This is a genomic window from Pseudorhodoplanes sp., assembly GCF_059499825.1.
Map to the genome: position 1 here is coordinate 198,208 of NZ_JCABZI010000001.1, position 20,577 is coordinate 218,784.

A 20,577-nucleotide genomic window follows, 5' to 3' on the forward strand; every position below is an offset into this window, starting at 1 on the left:
TCGCGATTTTCCGTCCAGAGCCTATGTAGGCACGATGCGTCCCGAAGACCTGCTTTTGCCGACGCCGGCCGGCGTCTGCTGCAAGACCGGCGGCTTTTACATCGACCCGACCCGTCCGGTCGACAGGGCGCTGATCACCCATGGCCATTCCGACCATGCCCGGGCCGGGCACGGCGCCGTGCTGGCGACCCAGGAAACCCTCGACATCATGCGGCTGCGCTACGGCGAGACTTTCGCCGGCTCCACGCAGGCGATCCGCTACGGCGAGACCGTGACCCTGAACGGCGTCAGCGCAACCTTTCATCCGGCCGGCCATGTGCTGGGCTCAGCGCAGATCGCGGTCGAACGGAACGGCTGCCGGATCGTGGCGTCGGGCGACTACAAGGACGTGCCCGACCCGACCTGCACGCCGTTCGAACTCGTGCAGGGCGATGTGTTCATCACCGAGGCGACGTTCGGGCTGCCGGTGTTCCGCCATCCCGATCCCGACGCCGAGATTGCCAAGCTCCTGCACTCGGTGACGCTGTTCCCCGAGCGTGCGCATCTGGTGGGGGCCTATTCGCTGGGCAAGGCGCAGCGCGTCATCGCACTCATCCGCAAGGCTGGCTATCGCAAGCCGATCTATCTGCACGGCGCGATGGAGACGCTGTCGCGCTATTACCTCGCCAAGGGCATCGATCTCGGCGAGTTGCGTCCCGTCCGCGATGTGAAGAAGCAGGATCTCGGCGGCACCATCACGCTCTGCCCACCATCAGCGCTGAAGGAGGTATGGTCGCGCCGCTTCCCCGATCCGGTCACGGCCTACGCATCGGGCTGGATGCGGGTGCGGGCTCGCGCCCGGCAAAGCCTCGTGCAATTGCCGCTGGTGATATCCGATCACGCCGACTGGGACGGCCTGCGCGACACCATCGCCGCAACGGGCGCCGGCGAGATCTGGGTGACGCACGGACAGGAAGACGCGCTGGTCCACTGGTGCGGCCTGCAGGGGCTGAAGGCGCGCCCGCTCGACATCGTCGGCTATGGCGACGAGGACGAGACGGACGGCACGTCCGGCGAAGGCGAAGCGGGCCAACCCGCATGAACCGCTTCGCCGAATTGCTCGACCGCCTCGCCTACGAACCCGGCCGCAACAACAAGCTGCGGCTGATGACGGATTATTTCCGCAGCACTCCGGACCCGGAGCGCGGTTATGCGCTTGCCGCACTGACCGGCAGTCTCACTTTTCAATACGCCAAGCCCGGCATGATCCGCGGCCTGATCACGGAACGCGCCGATCCGTTGCTGTTTGCGCTGTCGCGCGACTTCGTTGGAGATACCTCGGAGACCATCGCGCTGATGTGGCCGGTGCCCGACGCGCGGCCGAACTTCATTCCGTCGATCAGCGACGTCGTCACGAGCCTCAACACACTGGGCAAGGCACAATTGCCGGCGCAGATCGCGCGCTGGCTCGACGCGCTGGACGAGACCGGCCGCTGGGCGCTGCTCAAGCTGGTGATGGGCGCGCTGCGCGTGGGTGTTTCGGCACGGCTGGCAAAGACCGCGGCCGCCGCACTCGGCGACAAGGACGTCACCGAGATCGAACTGATGTGGTCGGGTCTCGAGGCCCCCTACGAAAACCTGTTCGCCTGGCTGGAAGGCCGTGGCGAGAAGCCGGAGACCAGCGATCCCGCGCCGTTCCGGCCCGCGATGCTGGCGCAGGCGATCGAGGACACCGATTTCGCGAAGCTCGATCCCGCCGACTTCATGGCCGAATGGAAATGGGACGGCATCCGCGTGCAGGCGTCGGCGGGCGTGAACGAACGCGGCGACCGGATCGTGCGGATGTATTCGCGAACCAGCGAAGACATCTCGAAAAGCTTTCCCGATCTTCTGGAGTCGCTCAATTTCAACGGCTCGCTCGACGGCGAATTGCTGATCCTGCGCGATCGGCGGGTGCAGAGCTTCAACGTGCTGCAGCAGCGGCTGAACCGGAAAGCCGTGACACCGAAACTCACCACCGAATATCCTGCGCATTTGCGCGCCTACGATCTGCTGGTCGATGGCGACGAAGACTTGCGCGAGCTTCCGTTTGAAGAAAGACGGAAGCGCCTGCAGGCCTTCATCGGTCGTCACGCCCATCCGCGCCTCGATCTGTCGCCGCTCGTGCCGTTCGCGACCTGGGACGACCTCGCCGCAGCACGCGCCGATCCAGCTTCGGCCGGCGCCGGCGACGATGCCAATGCGGTCGAGGGCATCATGATCAAGCGGCGCGACGCTCCTTATGTCCCCGGCCGGCCGAAAGGCCTGTGGTGGAAATGGAAGCGCGACCCATTCACGGTCGACGCCGTGCTGATGTATGCGCAGCGGGGCAGCGGCAAGCGCTCGTCCTATTATTCCGATTACACCTTCGGCGTCTGGACGCTGGTCGACGGCGTCGACACGCTGGTGCCGGTCGGCAAGGCCTATTTCGGCTTCACCGACGAAGAGCTGATCAAGATCGACCGTTACGTCCGCAACAACACGTTCGAGCGGTTCGGGCCGGTGCGATCGGTCAAATATGGCCCCGACGAAGGGCTGGTGCTGGAGGTCGCCTTCGAGGGCCTGCAGCGCTCCACCCGTCACAAGTCCGGGCTCGCCATGCGCTTTCCCCGCATCGCCAGGCTGCGCTGGGACAAACCACCGCGAGAGGCTGACCGGCTGGAAACACTGGAGAAAATGGCCGAGTCCCTGGAGCAATCGCGCAGTGCCATGCCGGACCGCTTGCAAGGCGCCGCGCGTTGATTACATGATCTCATTGTCTGGCCCTGCTCCGGAATGGAGCGGTCCAACGGAGGGGTTCATGTCCACCAACGATCCGCGCGCCTCGATCGAGTCGTCACGGCCTGCGCCAGCGCAGAACGATTCCCTCACGCGCTTCCTTGGCGGCTCGCCGCTCGCGGTCGCAGGCCGGCTGATCCTGCTGTCGGTTCTGGTCGGCTTCGTGATGGTGACGTTCGGCCTCGATCCCTACAACATCATTCGCAGCATCCAGCGCCTGTTCGAGACCATCTGGAATCTCGGCTTCGATGCGGTCGAATGGCTGTGGCGCTACTTCCTGCTGGGCGCGGTGATCGTGATCCCGATCTGGCTGATCATGCGCTTCATCAATGCGCCGAAGGGCCGCTAACGCGCCTCAGCTTAGCTCCGTTCGTCCCCGCGAAAGCGGGGACCCAGAGTTGCTCGTTCGGGAGTCTCGCTTCCGGGCGAAGGAACGGTGTTTGTTGCAACCGTCGCCGTAAGCCCCTCACACCGGCCAGGGCCGCGCGGTGATATCCGCCGCATCGACGCCGACGAGCTCCGCCAACGGCCCCTTCTGCGCCTCCGCCAGCAGCGCGCGCTTGATCTCGTAGACCAGCGCCATCCCGTGAAACACCAACCCGCTGTAAAGCTGCACCAGCGACGCGCCGGCGCGCAGCTTCAAGATTGCAGCGGCGCCTGAATCGATCCCGCCGACACCGATGATCGGCATCGCGCCTTCCAGCCGAACATAGGTCTCCGCCAGCATCCGGGTCGACAGTGAAAACAGCGGCTTGCCGGACAAGCCGCCCTGCTCGATCGCCTTGTCACGCTCGCGCAGACTGGGCGGACGAGTCACAGTGGTATTTCCGACCACCATGCCGTCGACCCTGCGGTTGCGGGCAATCCCGACGATGTCGTCGAGATCGGCGAGCGTCAGGTCCGGTGCGATCTTGAGCAGAAGCGGGGTCGGGCCGGCGCGGGCCTGCACCCGGTCGCGCGCTTCGATCACACGCGCCAGCAGATCGTCCAGGCTTTTCGCCTCCTGCAGATTGCGCAGCCCGGGCGTATTCGGTGAGGACACGTTGATGGTGATGTAGGACACCACCGGTGCGAATCCCTCGACCAGCCGGACATAATCCTCGGTCCGGTCCTGGCTGTCTTTGTTGGCGCCGATATTGATGCCGACAATGCCACCCTGATTTGCGCGCGCGGCGAGACGACTGAGCACGATCGGTGCGCCATCGGAGTTCAATCCAAGCCGGTTGATCACCGCCCCGTCGGCATCGAGCCGGAACAGCCGCGGTCGCGGATTGCCGGGCTGCGGGCGCGGCGTTACGCCGCCCACTTCGACGAAGCCGAAGCCGAGCCGCAAGAGCGCGTCGGGCACCTCACCGTCCTTGTCGAATCCGGCCGCGAGGCCGACCGGATTTGGGAAATTCAGCCCGAAGGCGCGGACCTGCAGCCGCGAATCGTCGGGCCGCGCGGCCGGTAACGGCGCCCATTGCAGGGTCCGCAGGGCGATCCGGTGAGCTTCCTCGGGATCGAAACGATGAAGAAAAGGGCGCGCAAGGCGCTCCAGCAGGGCGATCACGCCGCGAGAACTCCAATTTTCCGGGCCGAACCTAGTGCGCGGCCGCGCGTCGCACAAGAAACCTGACAGGAGGGGCTGGACAGCGCCACCAAACGGGACTAATTCCTACCCCAAGGTAGGACAGAAGTCACACCTTTCGACCTGATCGCAGTGCATGGGGTTCGCCATGCTGACGCATGCCCAGATCTGGACTGCCATCGACCGGCTCGCGGCGCGCGCCGGGCTTTCCGCGTCCGGCCTCGCCAAGAAGGCCGGGCTCGACCCCACCACCTTCAACAAGTCGAAGCGGATCACGCCGGACGGCCGGGCGCGCTGGCCCTCTACCGAATCGGTCGCCAAGTCGCTGGCCGCGACCGGCACAAGCGTCGAAACCTTCATCGCGCTGATCTCCGAGACCGCGCGCCCAATCACCCAGGCCGTGCCGCTGATCGGCTTCGCCGAAGCCGGCTCGCGCGGCTATTTCGACGATGGCGGTTTTCCGGTCGGCAAGGGCTGGGACGAGATCGCTTTCCCCTCGGTCAACGACGAGCACGCCTACGCGCTTGAGATTTCCGGCAATTCGATGGAGCCAGCGTTCCGCAAAGGCGACGTGATCGTGGTGTCGCCCGCCGCTCCCACGCGGCGCGGCGACCGGGTTGTGGTCAAGACCAAGGATGGCGAGGTCATGGTCAAGCAACTCGCCCGCAAGACCGCGAAGACCATCGAGCTGCATTCGCTCAATCCCGAGCACCCCGCCCGCACGCTTGCGATGTCGGACGTGCTGTGGGTCGCCCGCATCATGTGGGCGAGCCAGTAGTAGATTAAAGCTCCGCAATATCTGATCCGTCACCCTGAGGTGGCCGGCAAAGCCGGCCCTCGAAGGGCGACGGCCAAGGCGGTGGCCGTGCATCCTTCGGGGCTCGCTATCGCTCGCACCTCAGGATGACGGGGCTGAATTTGTGACTCCGAACTAGGCGCTGCGCGCCAGCGCGCCGTCGATCATGTCGACGGTGTTCTTCAGCCCATACGCGGCGACGAACGAGCCAAAGCGCGGGCCCTTCTCCTGGCCAAGCAGCACCTGATAGAGCATGTTGAACCACTCGAGCGAGACACCCGGCTTGCCATCCTTGGCTTTCTTCTTCTCGTCGAGAAACGGCTCGCGGCGCCCGATCTCGTAGACCACGTCCTGGATTTTCTCCGCCGTCGAATCCGCCGGCATGTTGGAGAGCGCATCGCGCAGATCGAACAGTGCCGTGCGTTCCTGCTCCGCAGGATCGCGGAACTTTTTCGTCGGCAGCACGAAGTCGCGATAATAGTTGATTGCGTAGCCGACCATCGCGTCGAGCTTCGGATGCGTCGCCGGCGTCACGCCCGGACGGTAGCGACCGATGAAGCCCCACAACGTTTCGGGATTTTCCGCATTCGATGAGGAGACGAGCGTCAGCAGCAGCTGAAAATTGATCGGCATGTCGGGCTGCGGCGGATTGCCGGCATGGATATGCCAGACCGGATTGCCGAGCCGCTGCTTGCCGTCCTGCCGCTGGTAGCCGTCGAGAAACTGAAAATACTCGTCGACATTGCGCGGGATCACGTCGAAATACAGCCGCTTCGCCGCCTTCGGTTCGCGATACATGAACAATGACAGCGATTCCGGCGAGGCGTAACGCAGCCACTCGTCGATGGTGAGGCCATTGCCCTTGGACTTCGAAATCTTCTGCCCCTTCTCGTCGAGGAACAGTTCGTAATTGAAGCCCTCCGGCGGCGTTCCGCCGATCGCGCGATTGATCTCGCCCGACAATTTCACCGAATCGATCAGGTCCTTGCCGGCCATCTCGTAATCGACCCCAAGCGCATACCAGCGCATCGCCCAGTCCGGCTTCCATTGCAGCTTGCAGCGGCCGCCGGTGACCGGCGTGGTGATGCTCTCTTTGGTGTCGGGGTCTTCGTAGGTGATGGTGCCGGCCGCGGCATCATGCGCGGTGACCGGCACCTGCAGCACGATGCCGGTGCGCTCGGAAATCGGCAGGAAAGGCGAATAGGTCTGCGCACGCTCCTCACGCAGCGACGGCAGCATCACCGCCATCACCTTGTCGAAATGCGACAGCACCTGCAGCAGCGCCTTGTCGAAGCGGCCGGAGGTGTAGCACTCGGTCGCCGACAGAAATTCGTAGTCGAAGCCGAAGTGGTCCAGGAATTTCTGTAGCCGCGCGTTGTTATGCGCGCCGAAACTCGGATGGGTGCCGAACGGATCGCGCACCTTGGTCAGCGGCTTGCCGAGATCCTGCGCCAGCATCTCGCCGTTCGGCACATTGTCCGGCACCTTGCGCAGGCCGTCCATGTCGTCGGAAAACGCCAGCAGCCGGGTCTTGATCTTGTCGTCAGTGAGAACGCGGAAGGCGTGACGCACCATGGTGGTGCGCGCCACTTCGCCGAAGGTGCCGATATGCGGCAGCCCGGACGGGCCGTAACCGGTCGAGAAGATGACCTCGTCCTTCGGCTTCTTCTTCAGTCGCGCCACGATTTTGCGCGCCTCCTCGAACGGCCAGGCGCCCGATTGCTCGGCCAGCTCGCGCAAACCATTGATGCTTTCAGCTTCAGTCACAGACATATCGTTTCCAGTTGTCGATCAAAACGGGCTGACCGGGAAATAGCGCAGCCACAGATCGGTAAAGCGGCCTCGTTCCCAGAGCCGGAACAGCGCATAATTCAGGGCCAGCCGCACGGTATCGTTGCCTTTCTTGACGGCGATGCCGACCCCTTCGCCGAAATACTGGCTCTCGAAGAACGGGCCGCCGGCGAACGCGCAGCACCCGCCGGAATCGGTACCATTGATCCAGAACGACAGTGCGATGCCGTCGCCGAAGACGTAGTCGACTTCACCGCGCCGCAGCGCATCTCGGGTCGCATCCGCGGTGAGATAAGCGACCGGCTGCGCCTCGGTGAACAGCGTCTTGAGATAGGCCTCATGCGCCGAGCCGCCGACCACTCCGATCTTCTTGCCTTCGAGTTGCTCGGGTTTCAGCACCGGCGTTGCCGCGGCCTTCAGCGCCGCAAACCGCGCCGGCACCCGATAATAGGGATCGGTGAAATCCATCGCCTTGCGGGTTTCACGATTCACCGCGATCGAAGCGATCACGGCCTCTCCACGATTTTCATTCAGCGCCGGCACCAGCGTATCGAAGCGGCGCATCTGGATCGTGCAGGTGACTTTCAGTTCCTCGCAGATCAGCCGTGCCAGATCGACATTGAAGCCGATCGGATGGCCGTCCTTGTCGGCATAATTGAACGGCGGATAGTCGGTCTCGGTCATGAAGCGGATCTGCGACAGGCGCGAGAGATCCGGCCGCTCCGGACGACGCTTGGGATCCCAAAATCCCGGATAGGGTGATGGGGCCGGGGCGATCTCCCGCAGCGGCGGCAGATGGGGCTGCGCCTGGACTGAACCGACCATCATCGCCGGGGCCGCCAGGAGCACCACTAGTGCAATGATCGCCGAACTGGCAGCCGGCCGACGGCACACTTTTTGATGGAAACCCGTTGAGGAGATAGGCAATACTCTCATCCGTTGTCTGAAACGATATTTCGCGTGTCTATAGCAGGGCGGGGATCGCTTTGCAGTCGGCAGCGTAGCATTTGTGCGGTCGTGGAGCGGGCATGCAGAGGTCCGTGTTCCATGCCGAGCCCAGCGGCCGGCATGCGCGCGATTTGTCTTACGGCCCGCGGCCGGGTTCAAGGCCGGATTCAGACCACGCACGAATTCGTGCCCGGCTCGCGAACTGCCCCGAAATCGACTGCATTCGCCACCTCCTGCCGCCGGCCCTGCTGGCGGCAGCCGAACTGCGTGCGGCGGAGACGCGAACCGGTGCCGACCGCGTGCTGGTGACGCAAGGCGCCTTGAGGGACCAGGATTATGTGCGCGCGCTGGCGCGCCACTGTGGCGTTGCGGTCGAAACGCTTCAAGGGGTGCCGCGGTCCGCCTGCCCGGTCGACGACGCCGACCTCATCTCGGGGCTTGCGAGCGGTATCCTTCCCGTACGCTTGGACAACGAACTGATCTGGGTCGTCGCGCCGTGGCATCTGTCGGCGCGCTTTCTGATCGGGACATTGCAGCGCCATCCGGAGATGCGCTCGCGGCTCCGTGTCGCAACGATGGAGGATCTGCGAAACTTCGTTCACCGCGAAGTCGAGATCGCGATCGCTTGCCTGGCCGCATTCGACCTGCGCGCGCGGCAACCGCGCCTGTCGGCAGCAGCCATGCGCAGCCGCACGCCATTGACGTGGTTCGCCGCGGGATTGGCCGGCATCGCAGGCCTGGTCGCCGTCCAGTCCGAGCTCATGATCGCCGTCAATATCGTATTCGCACTGATCTTCCTCGGCTGGAGCGGCCTGCGGGTTTTCGCCATGATGCTCTCGTCCACGCCGCCTGATCCGCCGCGACTCCGCATCGACGATGACGTGCCACTCTACTCGATCATCGTAGCGATCTACCGGGAAGCGCGATCGGTGCGGGGGCTGATTTCCGCGCTGTCGAGCCTCGATTATCCGAAAGAGCGGCTCGATATCAAACTCGTGGTAGAGTGCGACGATATGGAAACGCGGCTTGCGCTCGATCTGATGGATCTTGCTGCACCGTTCGAGATTGTGATTGCTCCCTCCGCCGGTCCGCGCACAAAGCCGAAAGCATTGAATGCCGCATTGCCGTTCGTGCGCGGCCGCTATGTCGCGGTGTTCGATGCCGAAGACCGACCGGAACCGCAACAGCTCCGTATTGCGCTTGCGGCCTTCGAGGCAGGCGATCCAAAGCTTGCGTGCGTGCAGGCGCGCCTGACCATCGACAACACCGCCGACAACTGGCTCACCCGATTGTTCACCACGGAATATGCCGCGCTGTTCGATGTATTCCTGCCGGGGCTTGCGGCATGGCGACTGCCGCTGCCGCTGGGCGGCACGTCCAATCATTTCCGCACCACCATATTACGCGCGCTCGGCGGCTGGGATCCATACAACGTGACGGAGGATGCGGATCTCGGGATCCGCCTTGCGCGCGCGGGCTATCACACGGCGCTTGCGCAATCATCGACCTATGAGGAAGCGCCCGCCAGACTTGCACCATGGATCAAACAGCGCACGCGCTGGTTCAAGGGCTATTTGCAGACCTGGGCCGTGCATATGCGCAGCCCCTTGAGACTTTGGCGCGAGCTTGGCACCGGCGGATTTCTGGTGTTCCAGCTGGTGATCGGCGGCGCAGTGCTGGCTGCGCTCGTGCATGGCGTCTTTGCGGGTGTTCTGGGCTGGCAGATCGCAACCGGACTGCTGTTGTCAGGGAAGACCGGCATCTTCGAGCAGACCATTGCCGGCCTTTACGTTGCGACACTGGCAACGGGCTATTGCCTGTCGGGATTGCTCGGCTTCATCGGCCTGTCGCGGCGGCGGCTGTTGCGTTCTGCCGGCTATCTGGTGCTGCTCCCGTTCTACTGGCTGCTGCTCTCGGCCGCGGCCTGGCGAGCGGTGTTCCAGATCATCAGGTCGCCCTACCACTGGGAGAAAACCGAGCACGGATTGGCGCGCACCTCACGGCAGCCCATGGGGAGCGAAGTACCGATCGTTTGAGGCCAGGTTGAGTTGGCTAGGCAGGTTCGCCGATAGCGATCGTCAGCGGGGTCAGCCCCTGGATATCGAGCCGGATGGTGTCGCCGGGCACAACCGCCCCGACCCCAGCCGGGGTTCCAGTGAAAATCAGGTCGCCCGGCTCGAGCGTTACCTGTCTCGACAATTGAGCGATAATCTCGGGCGGACTCCAGATCATCTGCGAGAGATCGCCGCGCTGGCGCTCCGTCCCGTTGACCGACAGCACCAGCGGCCCCGACAACCGGTGCCCCTCAGACGACGGCGTGATCATGCCGCAGGGCGCGGAGTCATCGAAGCTCTTGCCGACTTCCCATGGCAGCCGGTTGTCGCGCGCGTCGAACTGGCGGTCTCTGCGCGTCATATCGAGACCGCAGGCATATCCGAAAACATGATCGAGAGCACGGTCGACCGAAATTGCCCGGCCGGACTTTCCGATGGCAACCACCAATTCGCCCTCGAACTGGTAATCGGATGTCAGCGGCGGATAAGCGACCGTCGCGCCGGTCGGAACGATGGCATCGCGTGGCTTCTGGAAGAAGAAAGGCGGATCGCGCTCGTCTGCCTCTTTCATTTCGCGAATATGGTCCAGGTAGTTGCGACCGACGCAATAGATGCGGCGGACAGGGAAGAGGCCGCCGTCAGTCACTGACACGACTGTCTCCGGCATTGCGGGCAGAACATGTCCGGTCATGCTGCCGGCTCCGTCACTTTGGTCGACGTTACAGCGCCGAGGCTGGCGAGCGCCTCGCTGGCGGTCATGACCTGACCAAACGCGCGGCCGATCACCGCAAGCGCCGCCTCGTGCAGCGCGCCGCCGTCCATCGTATCGACGCAGTCCGACACCACAACGACCGCGAAATCGCGGCAGCAGGCCGCGATGGCCGTCGCGATGACGCAGGAATTGGTGTTCACGCCTACGACCAGCACGGTGTTGACGCGGTGCGCACGCAGCGTGAGTTCAAGGTCGGTGGCCGTGAAACAGTCGTAGCGCTTCTTCGCATCGACGACGAAGTCGCTCGGGTCGAGCAGCGACGGCATGACCTCACAGCCCGGCATGCCCTTGATGTTATGGCGAAGAACGTTTCCGCGGGGATTATTGGGATCTTCGCCACGGTGCTTCCATGCCGGATTCAGCCGGATCTCGTCGGAATCGCGATAGGTCGCGACGCAGTGGAAGATCGGAATGCCGGCCGCGCGTGCCTGCCGGAAAAAGCGCTCGTTTGCCGCAACCACCCTGGCGGCGGCTTCGGGCTCGAGCGGCATGGTCGCAACCGCCGGATCGAGGTGACCGCGATGCAGATCGATCGCCACGATGCCGGGTATTGCGACGTCAACGCCCTGAATCACAGCGCCCTCCTAGATCAGCGGATTGGCCGACGTCTTCAGCAACTTGCGCTGATCGATCCCGAACCGGTCGGCCAGCCAGTCTGCCAGCAGTTCCTGGCCAATGGTCGGATTATCATGCTGGCAATGTTCCGCGCCGGTCTCGTCGGTCTCCACGATCCGCAGCGTGACGTCGATCCCGTGCGACTTCGCATAATCGTAGGTCTGGCGCGCCGCCGACACGGTGAGCACATCATGACCGCCATGCAGGATCAGGTACGGACACTGCATGTTTTCCAGATGGCCCTCCAGGGTGAACGGCTTCATGATCTCATGCGCCTCTCGCATCGACGAGGCTCCAAGCACCCATTTGATATGCATGGCGAGGCCGAAATCATCGCCCTTGTTGCCCCACATGTCCGGTACCGACCAGATCGCGCCATGGGAGATGGCTGCCGCCAGACGGTGCTCGTAGCAGCCGGCGCGCGCGGCGTAATAGCCGCCCAGACTGGAGCCGCAGACCGCGATACGGTCGGGGTCGACATCCGCGCGCTGGACCAGCCAGTCGATGCATTTGCCGATCGGGAATTCGGAATCCGGCCGGCTGTGAATACCATGCCGGCGCAGCGTACCGCCCTGACCGGGACCGTCGATCATCAGAACCGAAATGCCGCGCTGCAGGCAGCCATGTGCCTGCATGAACCACATCTCGTCCTTGATGGAGTCCAGACCGCCCATGCAGATCAGCACCGGCAGCCGCTCGCCAGGAAAAGGCGCGCGCACGAAATAGCCGCAGATCGGCTTGCCCGGCTCGTAGGGGATATCGACCGCCTCCCCCGGCGGATTCAGATATCCGATGAACTTCTTCGAGCAGGCTTCCATCTTCTCGAAGGTCGGCAGCCGGCGTGGATCCTTCGGTTCGAGATGAAACTCGGCCTGCCGGTAATAATCGGCCGCTCGCAGGAAGCAGTTCATCGCCGTACGGATGTGGCCTTCACGCTCCTCGGCGAGGCCGCGATCCCAGTTGCGATCCGCAATCCGCATCCACTCCGCGTGCCAGCTCTCCAGATCGCCGGGGATCATACGCGATCCCGCCATCAGAACTTCACTGACCGAGCCGCCGCCTTCCTGGGTCTCACCAAGGCCGCGGCGGAATTGATAGGACAGCCAGGGATGCTCCGGCCAGTGATGCCAGCCAAACGGCTCGTAATGCGCCGAACGATCTGCCGTTATCTGTTCGATGGTATCGTCAGCCACAATCCAGCTCCCTGCCCAATCCAGATCAAGATCCGAAGGCCACGCCGTCGGCCCCGCGCGTGGCCCAGCCCGTGGTGCGCTGTTCAATCGCCACGCAGACGATGTACATGGCGACACCCATCAGACCGGTGACGATGAGGCAGGCGAAGGCGAGCGGCACCTCGAAACGAGACGAGGCGACCAGCATCAGATAGCCGATGCCAGCATTCGCCGCGATGCTCTCGGCCACGATCGAGCCGACGAAGGCGACGGTCATGGCGATCTTCAGCGAGGCGAAGAAATACGGCATCGCGCGCGGCAGACCGACCTTCATGATGACCTGCCGCTTGCTCGCGCCAAGCGCGCGCAGCACATCACGCAGTTCCGGCTCGACGGTCGCTATTCCAGTCGCGACATTGACGAGGATCGGAAAGAAGGCGAGGAGGAAAGCGGTGATGACAGCCGGGATCGTTCCGATGCCGAACCAGATCACCAGCACCGGCACCACCGCCACCTTCGGCACCGAGTTGAATGCGATCAGCGCCGGATAAAAACCGTCATAGGCGACCTGCGACGAACCCAGCGCGACGCCTCCGATCACACCGATGACAATCGCCAACGCGAAACCGATGAGGGTCGTCATCAGCGTTTGCCACGCATTGATGGCAATCGGCTCCCGCCACTGCCACATCGATTTGAAGATGGCGGACGGCGCGGGAAGAACGAACTCCTGGATGGCGAAAAGCCGAACCACGATTTCCCAGATCACGAACATCGCAATGATCACGAACCAGGGCAGCGCGCGGCGAACCGCCTTATGCTCGAAGAAGGTCTTCCGCCGCGTCACCGGCGGCAGATCGTAGGTTTCCGCAACGCTCATCTCGTCGTCCTCAGGCCGCTGCTTGGGCGCGTGCTGCACTGATATGCTCCCGCAGTTCGTGTACCAGCGCGACCGATTCCGGTTCGTAGGTGCTGTCGAGCCGCCGCGGTCGCGGCGTTGGTATCTTGCGATCGAGAATGATGCGCCCCGGCCGTGCGCTCATGACAAGCACGCGATCGGCGAGAAAGACCGCCTCCCGCAAATCGTGCGTCACCAGGATGACGGTCGGGCGGCGCGCGAGCCAAAGGTCCTGCAGCGCAAGCCAAAGCTCTTCGCGCGTGAACATATCCAGCGCACCGAACGGCTCATCGAGCATCAGCAGCGACGGCTCGTGGATCAGCGCGCGGCAGAGCTGCGCACGCTGCTGCATGCCGCCGGAGAGCTGCCACGGATATTTGTCCTCGCAGCCCTTGAGCCCCACCAGGGCAATCAGTTCACGCGCCTTCGCCTCGTAGGCCTCCCAATCGGAGCGCAAGCGGCTCGCATGCGGCTCGACGATCTCGAGCGGCAGCATGACGTTCCGGAGTGTGGTACGCCATGGCAGCAGCGAGGCGTTCTGAAATGCCATGCCGACGAAGCTGAGCGGCGCCGTCACCGGCTTGCCGTCCACCGTCACATGCCCGGCGGTGGCCGGCCACAATCCGGTGACCACCTTCATCAAGGTCGACTTGCCGCAGCCCGATGGCCCGACCACGGCGATGAACTCGCCATTCGCGACGCCGAAGCTCGTCCGGTAGAGCGCGAGCGCGCTTTCGTCCTCGTTGTATTTCAACGAGACCTGTTGCAACTGCACGAAGTCCGGCATGGCGTACTCCACCTATCGGCCGACAAAAGACGGACAATTCAACTTATCCGTCGCGCATTCCATGCAAGTCCCGTACCCAGCCGGCTAACGCTGCAAGATGCTCTTCGGAAGCATCGCGTGCACACCCTTGACGTTGTTCACCGTCTGCGTGACGTGCAGATCAGCTGCGAAGCTGCACATCGCATAGGCTTCGTCCTTATGGATGCCGGTCATCTCGACGATCCAGGAAATCATTTCCTTGAGCGCCTGGCGTGCGGCGTCGTCGAGATCGGTGTCGAGACCGAAAGCGATGTAATGCGTCTGCGTTTCGGCGCGCGGCATCGTCCATTTGAGATCCTTGCGGAGGACGAACTCGAAGGTTCCGGCTAGCGCGGTCTCGATCGCGGTTCCGTCGACTTCGCCATCGCCCTGCGCGGCATGACCGTCGCCGGTCGAAAACAATGCGCCATCGTTCCAGACCGGAAGATAGATCGTGCTGCCCGCCGTCAATTCCTTGCAATCGAGATTGCCGCCGAATTCGCGCGGCTCCTTGCTGTTCTGGCGACCGAAGCTCGCGGCGGGCGCGACCGCAAGCTGGCCGAAGAACGGCGCCAGCGGAATCTTGAAGCCCGATGGCATCAGCGCCACGTTGTTCTTCAGGTCGAGCCGCACATGAGTGAGACGCATGTACGGAAAGTCCTCCGGAATCGTGCCCATGTAACCGCGGAACAGATTCCAGCCCCAGTTCTGGCGGATCTCGATCTCGTGGATCCGAACTTCGAGCACGTCACCGGGCTTGGCGTCACGCACATAGATCGGGCCGGTAAAGATGTGATTGCCCGAGCCTTTCTTGACCTTCTTGTGAATCTCCACGATGTCCGGAAGGATATCGAAGCCGTCCTCAACAGGCGGCATCCACTCGGGATTGCAGGTCGCGCACTCGATGCGCACCCGCTCGCCCGAATTGATCGTGAGCACCGGTTCGATACTGGCGTCGAGATAGCCCCAGTGAACGGTCTCGGGTGTCGCCTTGAGAAGGGTTGTCGGAGCCGCTGTCTTCGCGCTGATATTCATCACAAACTCCCGTTCAGCTGCCGGGGATGATTCCGGGCTTCATGTCGAAGCAATATTTCGCGATGTCCCCGGCGCGCGTGAACCACACCTGATCCGCATTCTTGTGTTCGACGCAATGCTTGATGGCCTGCCGCAAAGGCCGCAGCCGGAATGGCTGACCGACCAGGAAGCCGTGCAGTGACAGGGAAAACACCAGCGGCTGCTTCTCGGACGCTTCGAGCAGTTCTTCGAACTGATCGACGATCATGTCCGCGAATTCGCGCCCGGAATGATCGCGCAGCCCCAGCGTGCCGGCGTCGTTCAATTCCATGGGATAGGGAACGGACAGAAGCGGGCCGCTCCGCGTCTTCATCCAGATCGGCTGGTCGTCCACCGGCCAATCGAGCAGATAGGTGAAGCCAGCCTCTTTCAGCAGGTCCGGCGTGACCCCGCTCTCCGCGGCACCAGCACCCATCCAGCCGGTCGGACGAACGCCGACATGCTTTTCGATCACCTCGACGCACTCCTGGATCACGCGCCGCTCGTCGTCTTCCCACATGCCGCGCAGAAGCTCGGCATTCGTGCGCCCGTGGCCGAGAACATCATCGCCGCGCTCTTTGATCTTGGCGACGATCTGCGGATATTCGTAGCAGACGGTCGAGTTCAGCAGGATCGACGCCGGCAGCTTGAGCTCGTCGAGCATCTCGAACAGGCGCCAGTTGCCGATGCGATTGCCGTAGTCGCGCCATGCCCAGTTGCGGGAGGTCTGCGGGCCGCCGCGGCTGTGCGGGTCCATGCCGAGCCCCGCGCCGAACGCGAAATGCTCGATATTGAGCGCGATGTAGAACGCGAGCCGCTTTTGCCCGGGCCAGCTATACGTCTTCCGCTCGCCGATCGGCGAATAGTCGTAACGCTTGTGGGCCGGCAACCTCAGCATTGATCTTCTCCCGCAATCTAAAGGCGATGGCGGGCGATCCTATGCGTACTCAAGTCACTTGATCAACAAGAAAGTGCTAGAATGCCGGCGGCGTGTTGACGAAAAGGATGCGTGCTTCAGTCGCACCCGGATTGCGGTAACCGTGACCGATTTCGGAACGGAAGCAAAACGTGTCGCCGGCAGACAGACTATAGACCTTGTCACCGACGAACAGCTCGATATCGCCGGCGATCAGATAACCGACCTCCTCCCCCGCATGCGAAATCATGCCGAAGCTGCCGCCACCCGGCGCAACGACATGGATATTGCTCTGAAGCAGATGCCCGCGCGTGTACGGAATCACGCGCTCCATGCGAATGCCGTTTCCGCGCCTGAGAAAATCATCGGTCTCGACAAAAACGCGCTGCCCGGCTCGCGTCACCACAGGATCGTCTTCTTCGGGCGGCGCAAACAGGTCGCCGAGCCCGATTTTCAGCACCGCACATAGCTTTCCGAGCACCTGCAACGACGGCTCGAGCTTGTTGTTCTCGATCTTGGACACAAGACTTTCCGAACAACCGGCCTGGTCGGCAACATCCTTGAGGCGCGCGCCCGTCATCAACCGTGCGTGGCGCAATCGCGTTCCGATCTCGTATCGCGCGAGATCCAGAACATTCGCTTTCTGCGAAGCGGGCGTATCGCTTGTAAGCTTCGGCTCTGCACCCGTCTTGCGCGCGCGAATTGACGCAGTCTTGGGCGCTACCGATCGGGCAGATTTCGATTTTGGTTTTGTTGTCATTGCGCTTTTTTGCCTGGTTAATCTTTGTCGGCGCGCCAGCATACGCCGACCGGAGAGGTCGCTCAATTGACTTTCCCAACACGAAAGTTACTGTTCCTCAGCTGAAGTGAGCCTGGGACTTCGCAAATGTCACCCTCTCAGCAGGAGTTCTCCATGTTAGTGCTTCGCAAATTGCGTCGGATGGTCGGGATTGCCGTTGTCGCTGCCGCCGTAAGCGTCGGCAGCCAGCCGGCGCTGGCCCAGCAAAAAGACGTGCGGATGATGCTCGATTGGGTCATCCAGGCCACTCATGCGCCGTTTTTCGTCGCCCAGCAGAAGGGATACTTCAAGGATAATGGTCTAAACGTTGCCATCGATCCTGGCAAAGGCGCGGGCAACGTCGCGGTCAGCGTCGCCAGCAATGTCTACAATTTCGGCTGGGTCGACCTGCCGACGATGATCAAGTTCAACGCGCAGAACCCCACCTCGCCGCTGGTCGCAGTCTATATCAGCTTCGACGACACCCCGCTGGCGGTGATCACGCTCAAATCGAAGAACTACCGCAAGCCCGCCGATCTTGATGGCGCCAAGATCGCCGGCGGCCCGGGAACCGCGGTGTACGACACCATCTCGATCCTGCTGAAAGCCGCCAACGCCGAAAACGTGAAGATCAACTGGCTGCCGGTCCAGCCTCAGTTGTTCGGCCCGATGGTCGCGCGCGGCGAAGCCGAAGGCACCGCGGGCTTCACCAACTCCAACATTCCCGCCCTGCTCGAGGTTGGGATCAAAATGGAGGACATCTATCCGATCCGTTACGCGGATTTCGGTGCCGACATGTACGGGCTCGCTCTGGTCACGACCAAGAAATATGCGGAGGAGAATCCCGAGGTCGTCCGCGCGATGGTCAAGGCCCTGAACAAGGGTACGATCGACACCATCAAGGATCCGGAGGCCGCCCTGAAGATCATGAAGGCGCGCGACCCGCTGATGAAAGAGAATATCGAAAAGGTTCGGCTTGAGATCGCGCTCGGGCTGACCAACACGAAATGGGTGCAGGACAACGGTCTCAGCGTCGTGCAGCCGGCGCGCATGAAGAAGACGATCGATGCCGTGGTCGGCGCCTTCAATCTGCCGAATGCGCCGGCGGCCGAAGAGATCTATACCGAGAAATTCCTGCCGCCGCTTCAGGAGCGCAAGGTTCAATAGGCCGACAGCCAACCGGATTGACGAGAGAGAACGGGTCGATCGCCGCTGCGCGATCGGCCCGTTACGCAATTTGAGGGCGGCCTCGGTTCGCCAGACGACCGTGTACGGAGAGAAGAATGACGCGAGACTACGCCGCCGGGAAGATCGCCGGGCACGAACATTGGGCCAAGAAGGGCGACGTCAATCTTTTCCTCTGGGAAAAGCAGGCGGTGCCGGGAACGACAAAGCGGGGAACAATCCTGTTCGTGCATGGATCGTCGATGCCGTCGCAGCCGGTCTTCGACCTGCATGTCGCCGGCGTTCCGAATTCCTCCGCCATGGAGTATCTCGCGGAGCGCGGCTTCGATACCTGGTGCATGGACATGGAAGGCTACGGCCGCTCTGACAAGAATCGCGGCATCGACGCCACCATCGCCGACGGCGTCGAAGACCTGGCCGCCGGAACAGCCTATATCGAACAGCATCGGAACTCCGGCCCGCTGATGGTCTACGGCATTTCGTCCGGCGCCTTGCGCGCGGCGGCCTTCGCGCAGCTTTACCCCCAGCGCGTGCGGAGACTGGCGCTCGATGCGTTCGTATGGACCGGCGAAGGCAGCCCGACGCTCGAACAGCGCCGCAAGAAGCTGCCGGACTATCTCAAGACCAAGCGCCGGCCGCTGAGCCGCGAATTCATACGGTCGATCTTCGAACGGGATCACCCGGGCACTGCGGACGATCGCGTTGTCGAAGCGCACACGCAGTACATCCTCGAACTCGACGACTCGATCCCGAACGGAACGTACATCGACATGTGCAACAATCTGCCGCTGGTCGATCCGACCAGGATCACCTGCCCGACAATTATCATGCGAGGCGAGCATGACGGCATCGCGGCGCTGTCGGACCTTTTGAAGTTTTTCGAGCTTCTGCCGAACCCGGACAAGCAGTTTGCGATCATGCCGGGCATTGCGCATGCCTCGCTGCAGCAGAAAAACTACATGATCGTGCTTCACCTGATCCACAGCTTCTTCACGCAGCCGGAACCGGTTCACAAGACTTAACGCATCCGACGGACATTAGGCCGACTGGACCCCCTCCCGGGCGAGCGATCAACCGGCTTGCTCGGGCGTAGCGGCTCCACGAGCCTTCACGGCTTTCTCGTGGTCCGACGGCGCGGGCTCATAATTCTTATCGGGGCGCAGATCGCGGGAGAGCCAGCGTGCGATCCGCGGCCAGGCAGAGGCCATCGTGTCGGCGCTCATGAACAATCCGAGATGCCCGCAGGGTGCGGTATCTTTCTCGATGCAGCTTTCCGGCGTCGCCGTCAGGCCGGCCGCGGCGAAAAGTTGCCCGGGCGCGACCACCTCGTCATCCTGTGCGCACAACAAGTACATCGGCTTTCGTAAGGCGCGGATATCGGCCGCGCGGCCGAGCGCCATGAAACATCCGTCCGCGATCTGGTTTTCCCTGAACACGCGCTCGACGACCTGCATGTAGTAGGTCCCGGGCAAGTCGAGAGTCCATTGATACCACTCGGCAAAACGCCGTTCCAGCGTGTCGAAGTGAGGATCGTCCCGGGAAATCTGCAGGACGTGATGCACATTGGTTGCGTCGGACGACGATCCCCACAAACTCAATGCATGTCGTCCGAGCACGCGGCCATCGCCGAGACGGACCAGGTTCTCGAAAGCGTCAAGAGGAAACTCGTCGACCGCCCTGCTCAATCGCGATTGCGCAGCGCGCACATCCACCGGAGCGCCAACAAGAACAAGCCGGCGCACCTTCTCGGGAAATCTCGCGGCATAGACCAGAGCCATCCATCCGCCCTGGCACAAGCCGATCAGGTCGACGGGCGGTCCAAGCTCGTCGACAGCAACATTGAGATCGGCGAGATAGGTATCGATCGAAAAGTGGCGCATCTCGGCAGTCGCCGACCGCCAATCGGTGACCGCAAGGCGCGTGACCCCTGCCTTCTGCAACGCCTCGACGATGCTATGTCCGGGCGCGAAATCCACGATCGTCGCGCCGTGCAGCGCATACGGCGCGCATATCAGCGTCGGCTGACCTATCTCGCCGGTGGAAACATCGCGCAGCCGCAGCGTCGGCAATTCGAGCACGACCGCATTCGGCGTCGTCCAGAGCGGCTCGACCGCCGGCGCCTCATTGCGTGCGCCATCGAATAGTCCGGCATACCAGTTCAGGAGCGATGAAGCGGATTGGTTCATGGCTCCGGCAAACCGAAGCGGCCAGACAAAAGGCAGCGCGGCGAGCGGCACCTCCCGCTCCAAGTCGTGGCGCTGCGGTTGCGTGGGCGTTGAGGCACGCTTATCCGCTGCAGGGGATTGTCCGGAATGCTCGGTCATCGCTTCAATCGCGCATCTCTGCCGGTTCCGTCAGATCGATCATCCTATCGCAAAAAACGCTCCGCGGCAGGCACATAGCGATCCACGAGCGACTCCCCAAACCC

At 62.8% G+C, this 20,577-nt stretch carries 19 protein-coding genes; 7 read left to right on the plus strand and 12 right to left on the minus strand.

The window, feature by feature from the left end; genetic code table 11:
• Nucleotides 1-34: 34 nt before the first annotated feature.
• Genes AC5I5I_RS01000 through AC5I5I_RS01010 form a run of 3 tightly spaced genes read left to right on the plus strand, consistent with a single transcriptional unit; the run spans nt 35 to nt 3,145 of the window.
• Nucleotides 35-1,081: a ligase-associated DNA damage response exonuclease gene (locus tag AC5I5I_RS01000; protein ID WP_495969269.1), complete on the plus strand. Its 1,047-nt coding sequence runs from the start codon at nt 35-37 to the stop codon at nt 1,079-1,081.
• A complete protein-coding gene (locus tag AC5I5I_RS01005; RefSeq protein ID WP_495969270.1) occupies nt 1,078-2,760 on the plus strand; it encodes a cisplatin damage response ATP-dependent DNA ligase in 1,683 nt (560 codons plus the stop codon). Before AC5I5I_RS01000 ends, AC5I5I_RS01005 begins: the two co-directional genes overlap by 4 nt.
• A gap of 58 nt (nt 2,761-2,818) precedes the next feature.
• Entirely contained in the window at nt 2,819-3,145 is a 327-nt protein-coding gene (locus AC5I5I_RS01010) for a DUF6460 domain-containing protein (protein WP_495969271.1), read from the plus strand.
• A 117-nt stretch (nt 3,146-3,262) separates the two neighbouring features.
• Here the strand turns inward: AC5I5I_RS01010 and AC5I5I_RS01015 are convergent, their stop codons facing one another.
• Nucleotides 3,263-4,348 (minus strand): quinone-dependent dihydroorotate dehydrogenase, encoded by a 1,086-nt coding sequence (locus AC5I5I_RS01015; RefSeq protein ID WP_495969272.1) that lies wholly within the window; start codon nt 4,346-4,348, stop codon nt 3,263-3,265.
• 166 nt (nt 4,349-4,514) lie between these two features.
• On the opposite strand from AC5I5I_RS01015, the gene AC5I5I_RS01020 reads away from it, so the two are divergent.
• Entirely contained in the window at nt 4,515-5,144 is a 630-nt protein-coding gene (locus AC5I5I_RS01020; RefSeq protein WP_495969273.1) for a S24 family peptidase, read from the plus strand.
• 153 nt (nt 5,145-5,297) lie between these two features.
• Here AC5I5I_RS01020 and AC5I5I_RS01025 read toward each other — a convergent pair whose 3' ends face one another.
• Both AC5I5I_RS01025 and AC5I5I_RS01030 read right to left on the minus strand, forming a co-directional pair.
• Nucleotides 5,298-6,935, minus strand: coding sequence for a lysine--tRNA ligase (locus tag AC5I5I_RS01025; RefSeq protein WP_495969274.1), 1,638 nt, complete (start codon nt 6,933-6,935; stop codon nt 5,298-5,300).
• An 18-nt stretch (nt 6,936-6,953) separates the two neighbouring features.
• Complete coding sequence (locus tag AC5I5I_RS01030) at nt 6,954-7,889, minus strand: transporter substrate-binding domain-containing protein (protein WP_495969275.1); 936 nt, start codon at nt 7,887-7,889, stop codon at nt 6,954-6,956.
• Nucleotides 7,890-7,981: 92 nt separating this feature from the next.
• On the opposite strand from AC5I5I_RS01030, the gene AC5I5I_RS01035 reads away from it, so the two are divergent.
• The gene (locus tag AC5I5I_RS01035) at nt 7,982-9,937 is read left to right on the plus strand and encodes a glycosyltransferase family 2 protein (protein ID WP_495969276.1); all 1,956 of its coding nucleotides are present in this window, start codon (nt 7,982-7,984) and stop codon (nt 9,935-9,937) included.
• A 16-nt stretch (nt 9,938-9,953) separates the two neighbouring features.
• Here AC5I5I_RS01035 and AC5I5I_RS01040 read toward each other — a convergent pair whose 3' ends face one another.
• From AC5I5I_RS01040 to AC5I5I_RS01075, 8 genes are all read right to left on the minus strand, one after another.
• The gene (locus tag AC5I5I_RS01040; RefSeq protein WP_495969277.1) at nt 9,954-10,646 is read right to left on the minus strand and encodes a fumarylacetoacetate hydrolase family protein; all 693 of its coding nucleotides are present in this window, start codon (nt 10,644-10,646) and stop codon (nt 9,954-9,956) included.
• Nucleotides 10,643-11,302: a cysteine hydrolase family protein gene (locus AC5I5I_RS01045; protein ID WP_495969278.1), complete on the minus strand. Its 660-nt coding sequence runs from the start codon at nt 11,300-11,302 to the stop codon at nt 10,643-10,645. Before AC5I5I_RS01045 ends, AC5I5I_RS01040 begins: the two co-directional genes overlap by 4 nt.
• A 9-nt stretch (nt 11,303-11,311) precedes the next feature.
• Nucleotides 11,312-12,535, minus strand: a complete 1,224-nt coding sequence (locus AC5I5I_RS01050) for an alpha/beta hydrolase family protein (RefSeq protein ID WP_495969279.1) — start codon at nt 12,533-12,535, stop codon at nt 11,312-11,314.
• 25 nt (nt 12,536-12,560) lie between these two features.
• Nucleotides 12,561-13,433: an ABC transporter permease gene (locus AC5I5I_RS01055; RefSeq protein ID WP_495969280.1), complete on the minus strand. Its 873-nt coding sequence runs from the start codon at nt 13,431-13,433 to the stop codon at nt 12,561-12,563.
• Complete coding sequence (locus tag AC5I5I_RS01060; protein ID WP_495969281.1) at nt 13,405-14,199, minus strand: ABC transporter ATP-binding protein; 795 nt, start codon at nt 14,197-14,199, stop codon at nt 13,405-13,407. The genes AC5I5I_RS01055 and AC5I5I_RS01060 overlap by 29 nt, the downstream gene beginning before the upstream one ends.
• Before the next feature lie 84 nt (nt 14,200-14,283).
• On the minus strand, nt 14,284-15,252 hold the full coding sequence (locus AC5I5I_RS01065; protein ID WP_495969282.1) for an acetamidase/formamidase family protein: 969 nt from the start codon (nt 15,250-15,252) through the stop codon (nt 14,284-14,286).
• Between the two features lie 13 nt (nt 15,253-15,265).
• Nucleotides 15,266-16,168: a polysaccharide deacetylase family protein gene (locus AC5I5I_RS01070; RefSeq protein WP_495969283.1), complete on the minus strand. Its 903-nt coding sequence runs from the start codon at nt 16,166-16,168 to the stop codon at nt 15,266-15,268.
• A 76-nt stretch (nt 16,169-16,244) separates the two neighbouring features.
• Nucleotides 16,245-16,889 (minus strand): cupin domain-containing protein, encoded by a 645-nt coding sequence (locus tag AC5I5I_RS01075; protein WP_495969819.1) that lies wholly within the window; start codon nt 16,887-16,889, stop codon nt 16,245-16,247.
• A gap of 210 nt (nt 16,890-17,099) precedes the next feature.
• Here AC5I5I_RS01075 and AC5I5I_RS01080 point away from each other — a divergent pair, with 210 nt between their 5' ends.
• Complete coding sequence (locus AC5I5I_RS01080) at nt 17,100-18,131, plus strand: ABC transporter substrate-binding protein (protein ID WP_495969284.1); 1,032 nt, start codon at nt 17,100-17,102, stop codon at nt 18,129-18,131.
• 116 nt (nt 18,132-18,247) lie between these two features.
• Entirely contained in the window at nt 18,248-19,171 is a 924-nt protein-coding gene (locus tag AC5I5I_RS01085) for an alpha/beta hydrolase (protein ID WP_495969285.1), read from the plus strand.
• Nucleotides 19,172-19,219: 48 nt separating this feature from the next.
• Here the strand turns inward: AC5I5I_RS01085 and AC5I5I_RS01090 are convergent, their stop codons facing one another.
• Nucleotides 19,220-20,335, minus strand: coding sequence for an alpha/beta fold hydrolase (locus AC5I5I_RS01090; protein ID WP_495969286.1), 1,116 nt, complete (start codon nt 20,333-20,335; stop codon nt 19,220-19,222).
• Between the last annotated feature and the right edge of the window lie 242 nt (nt 20,336-20,577).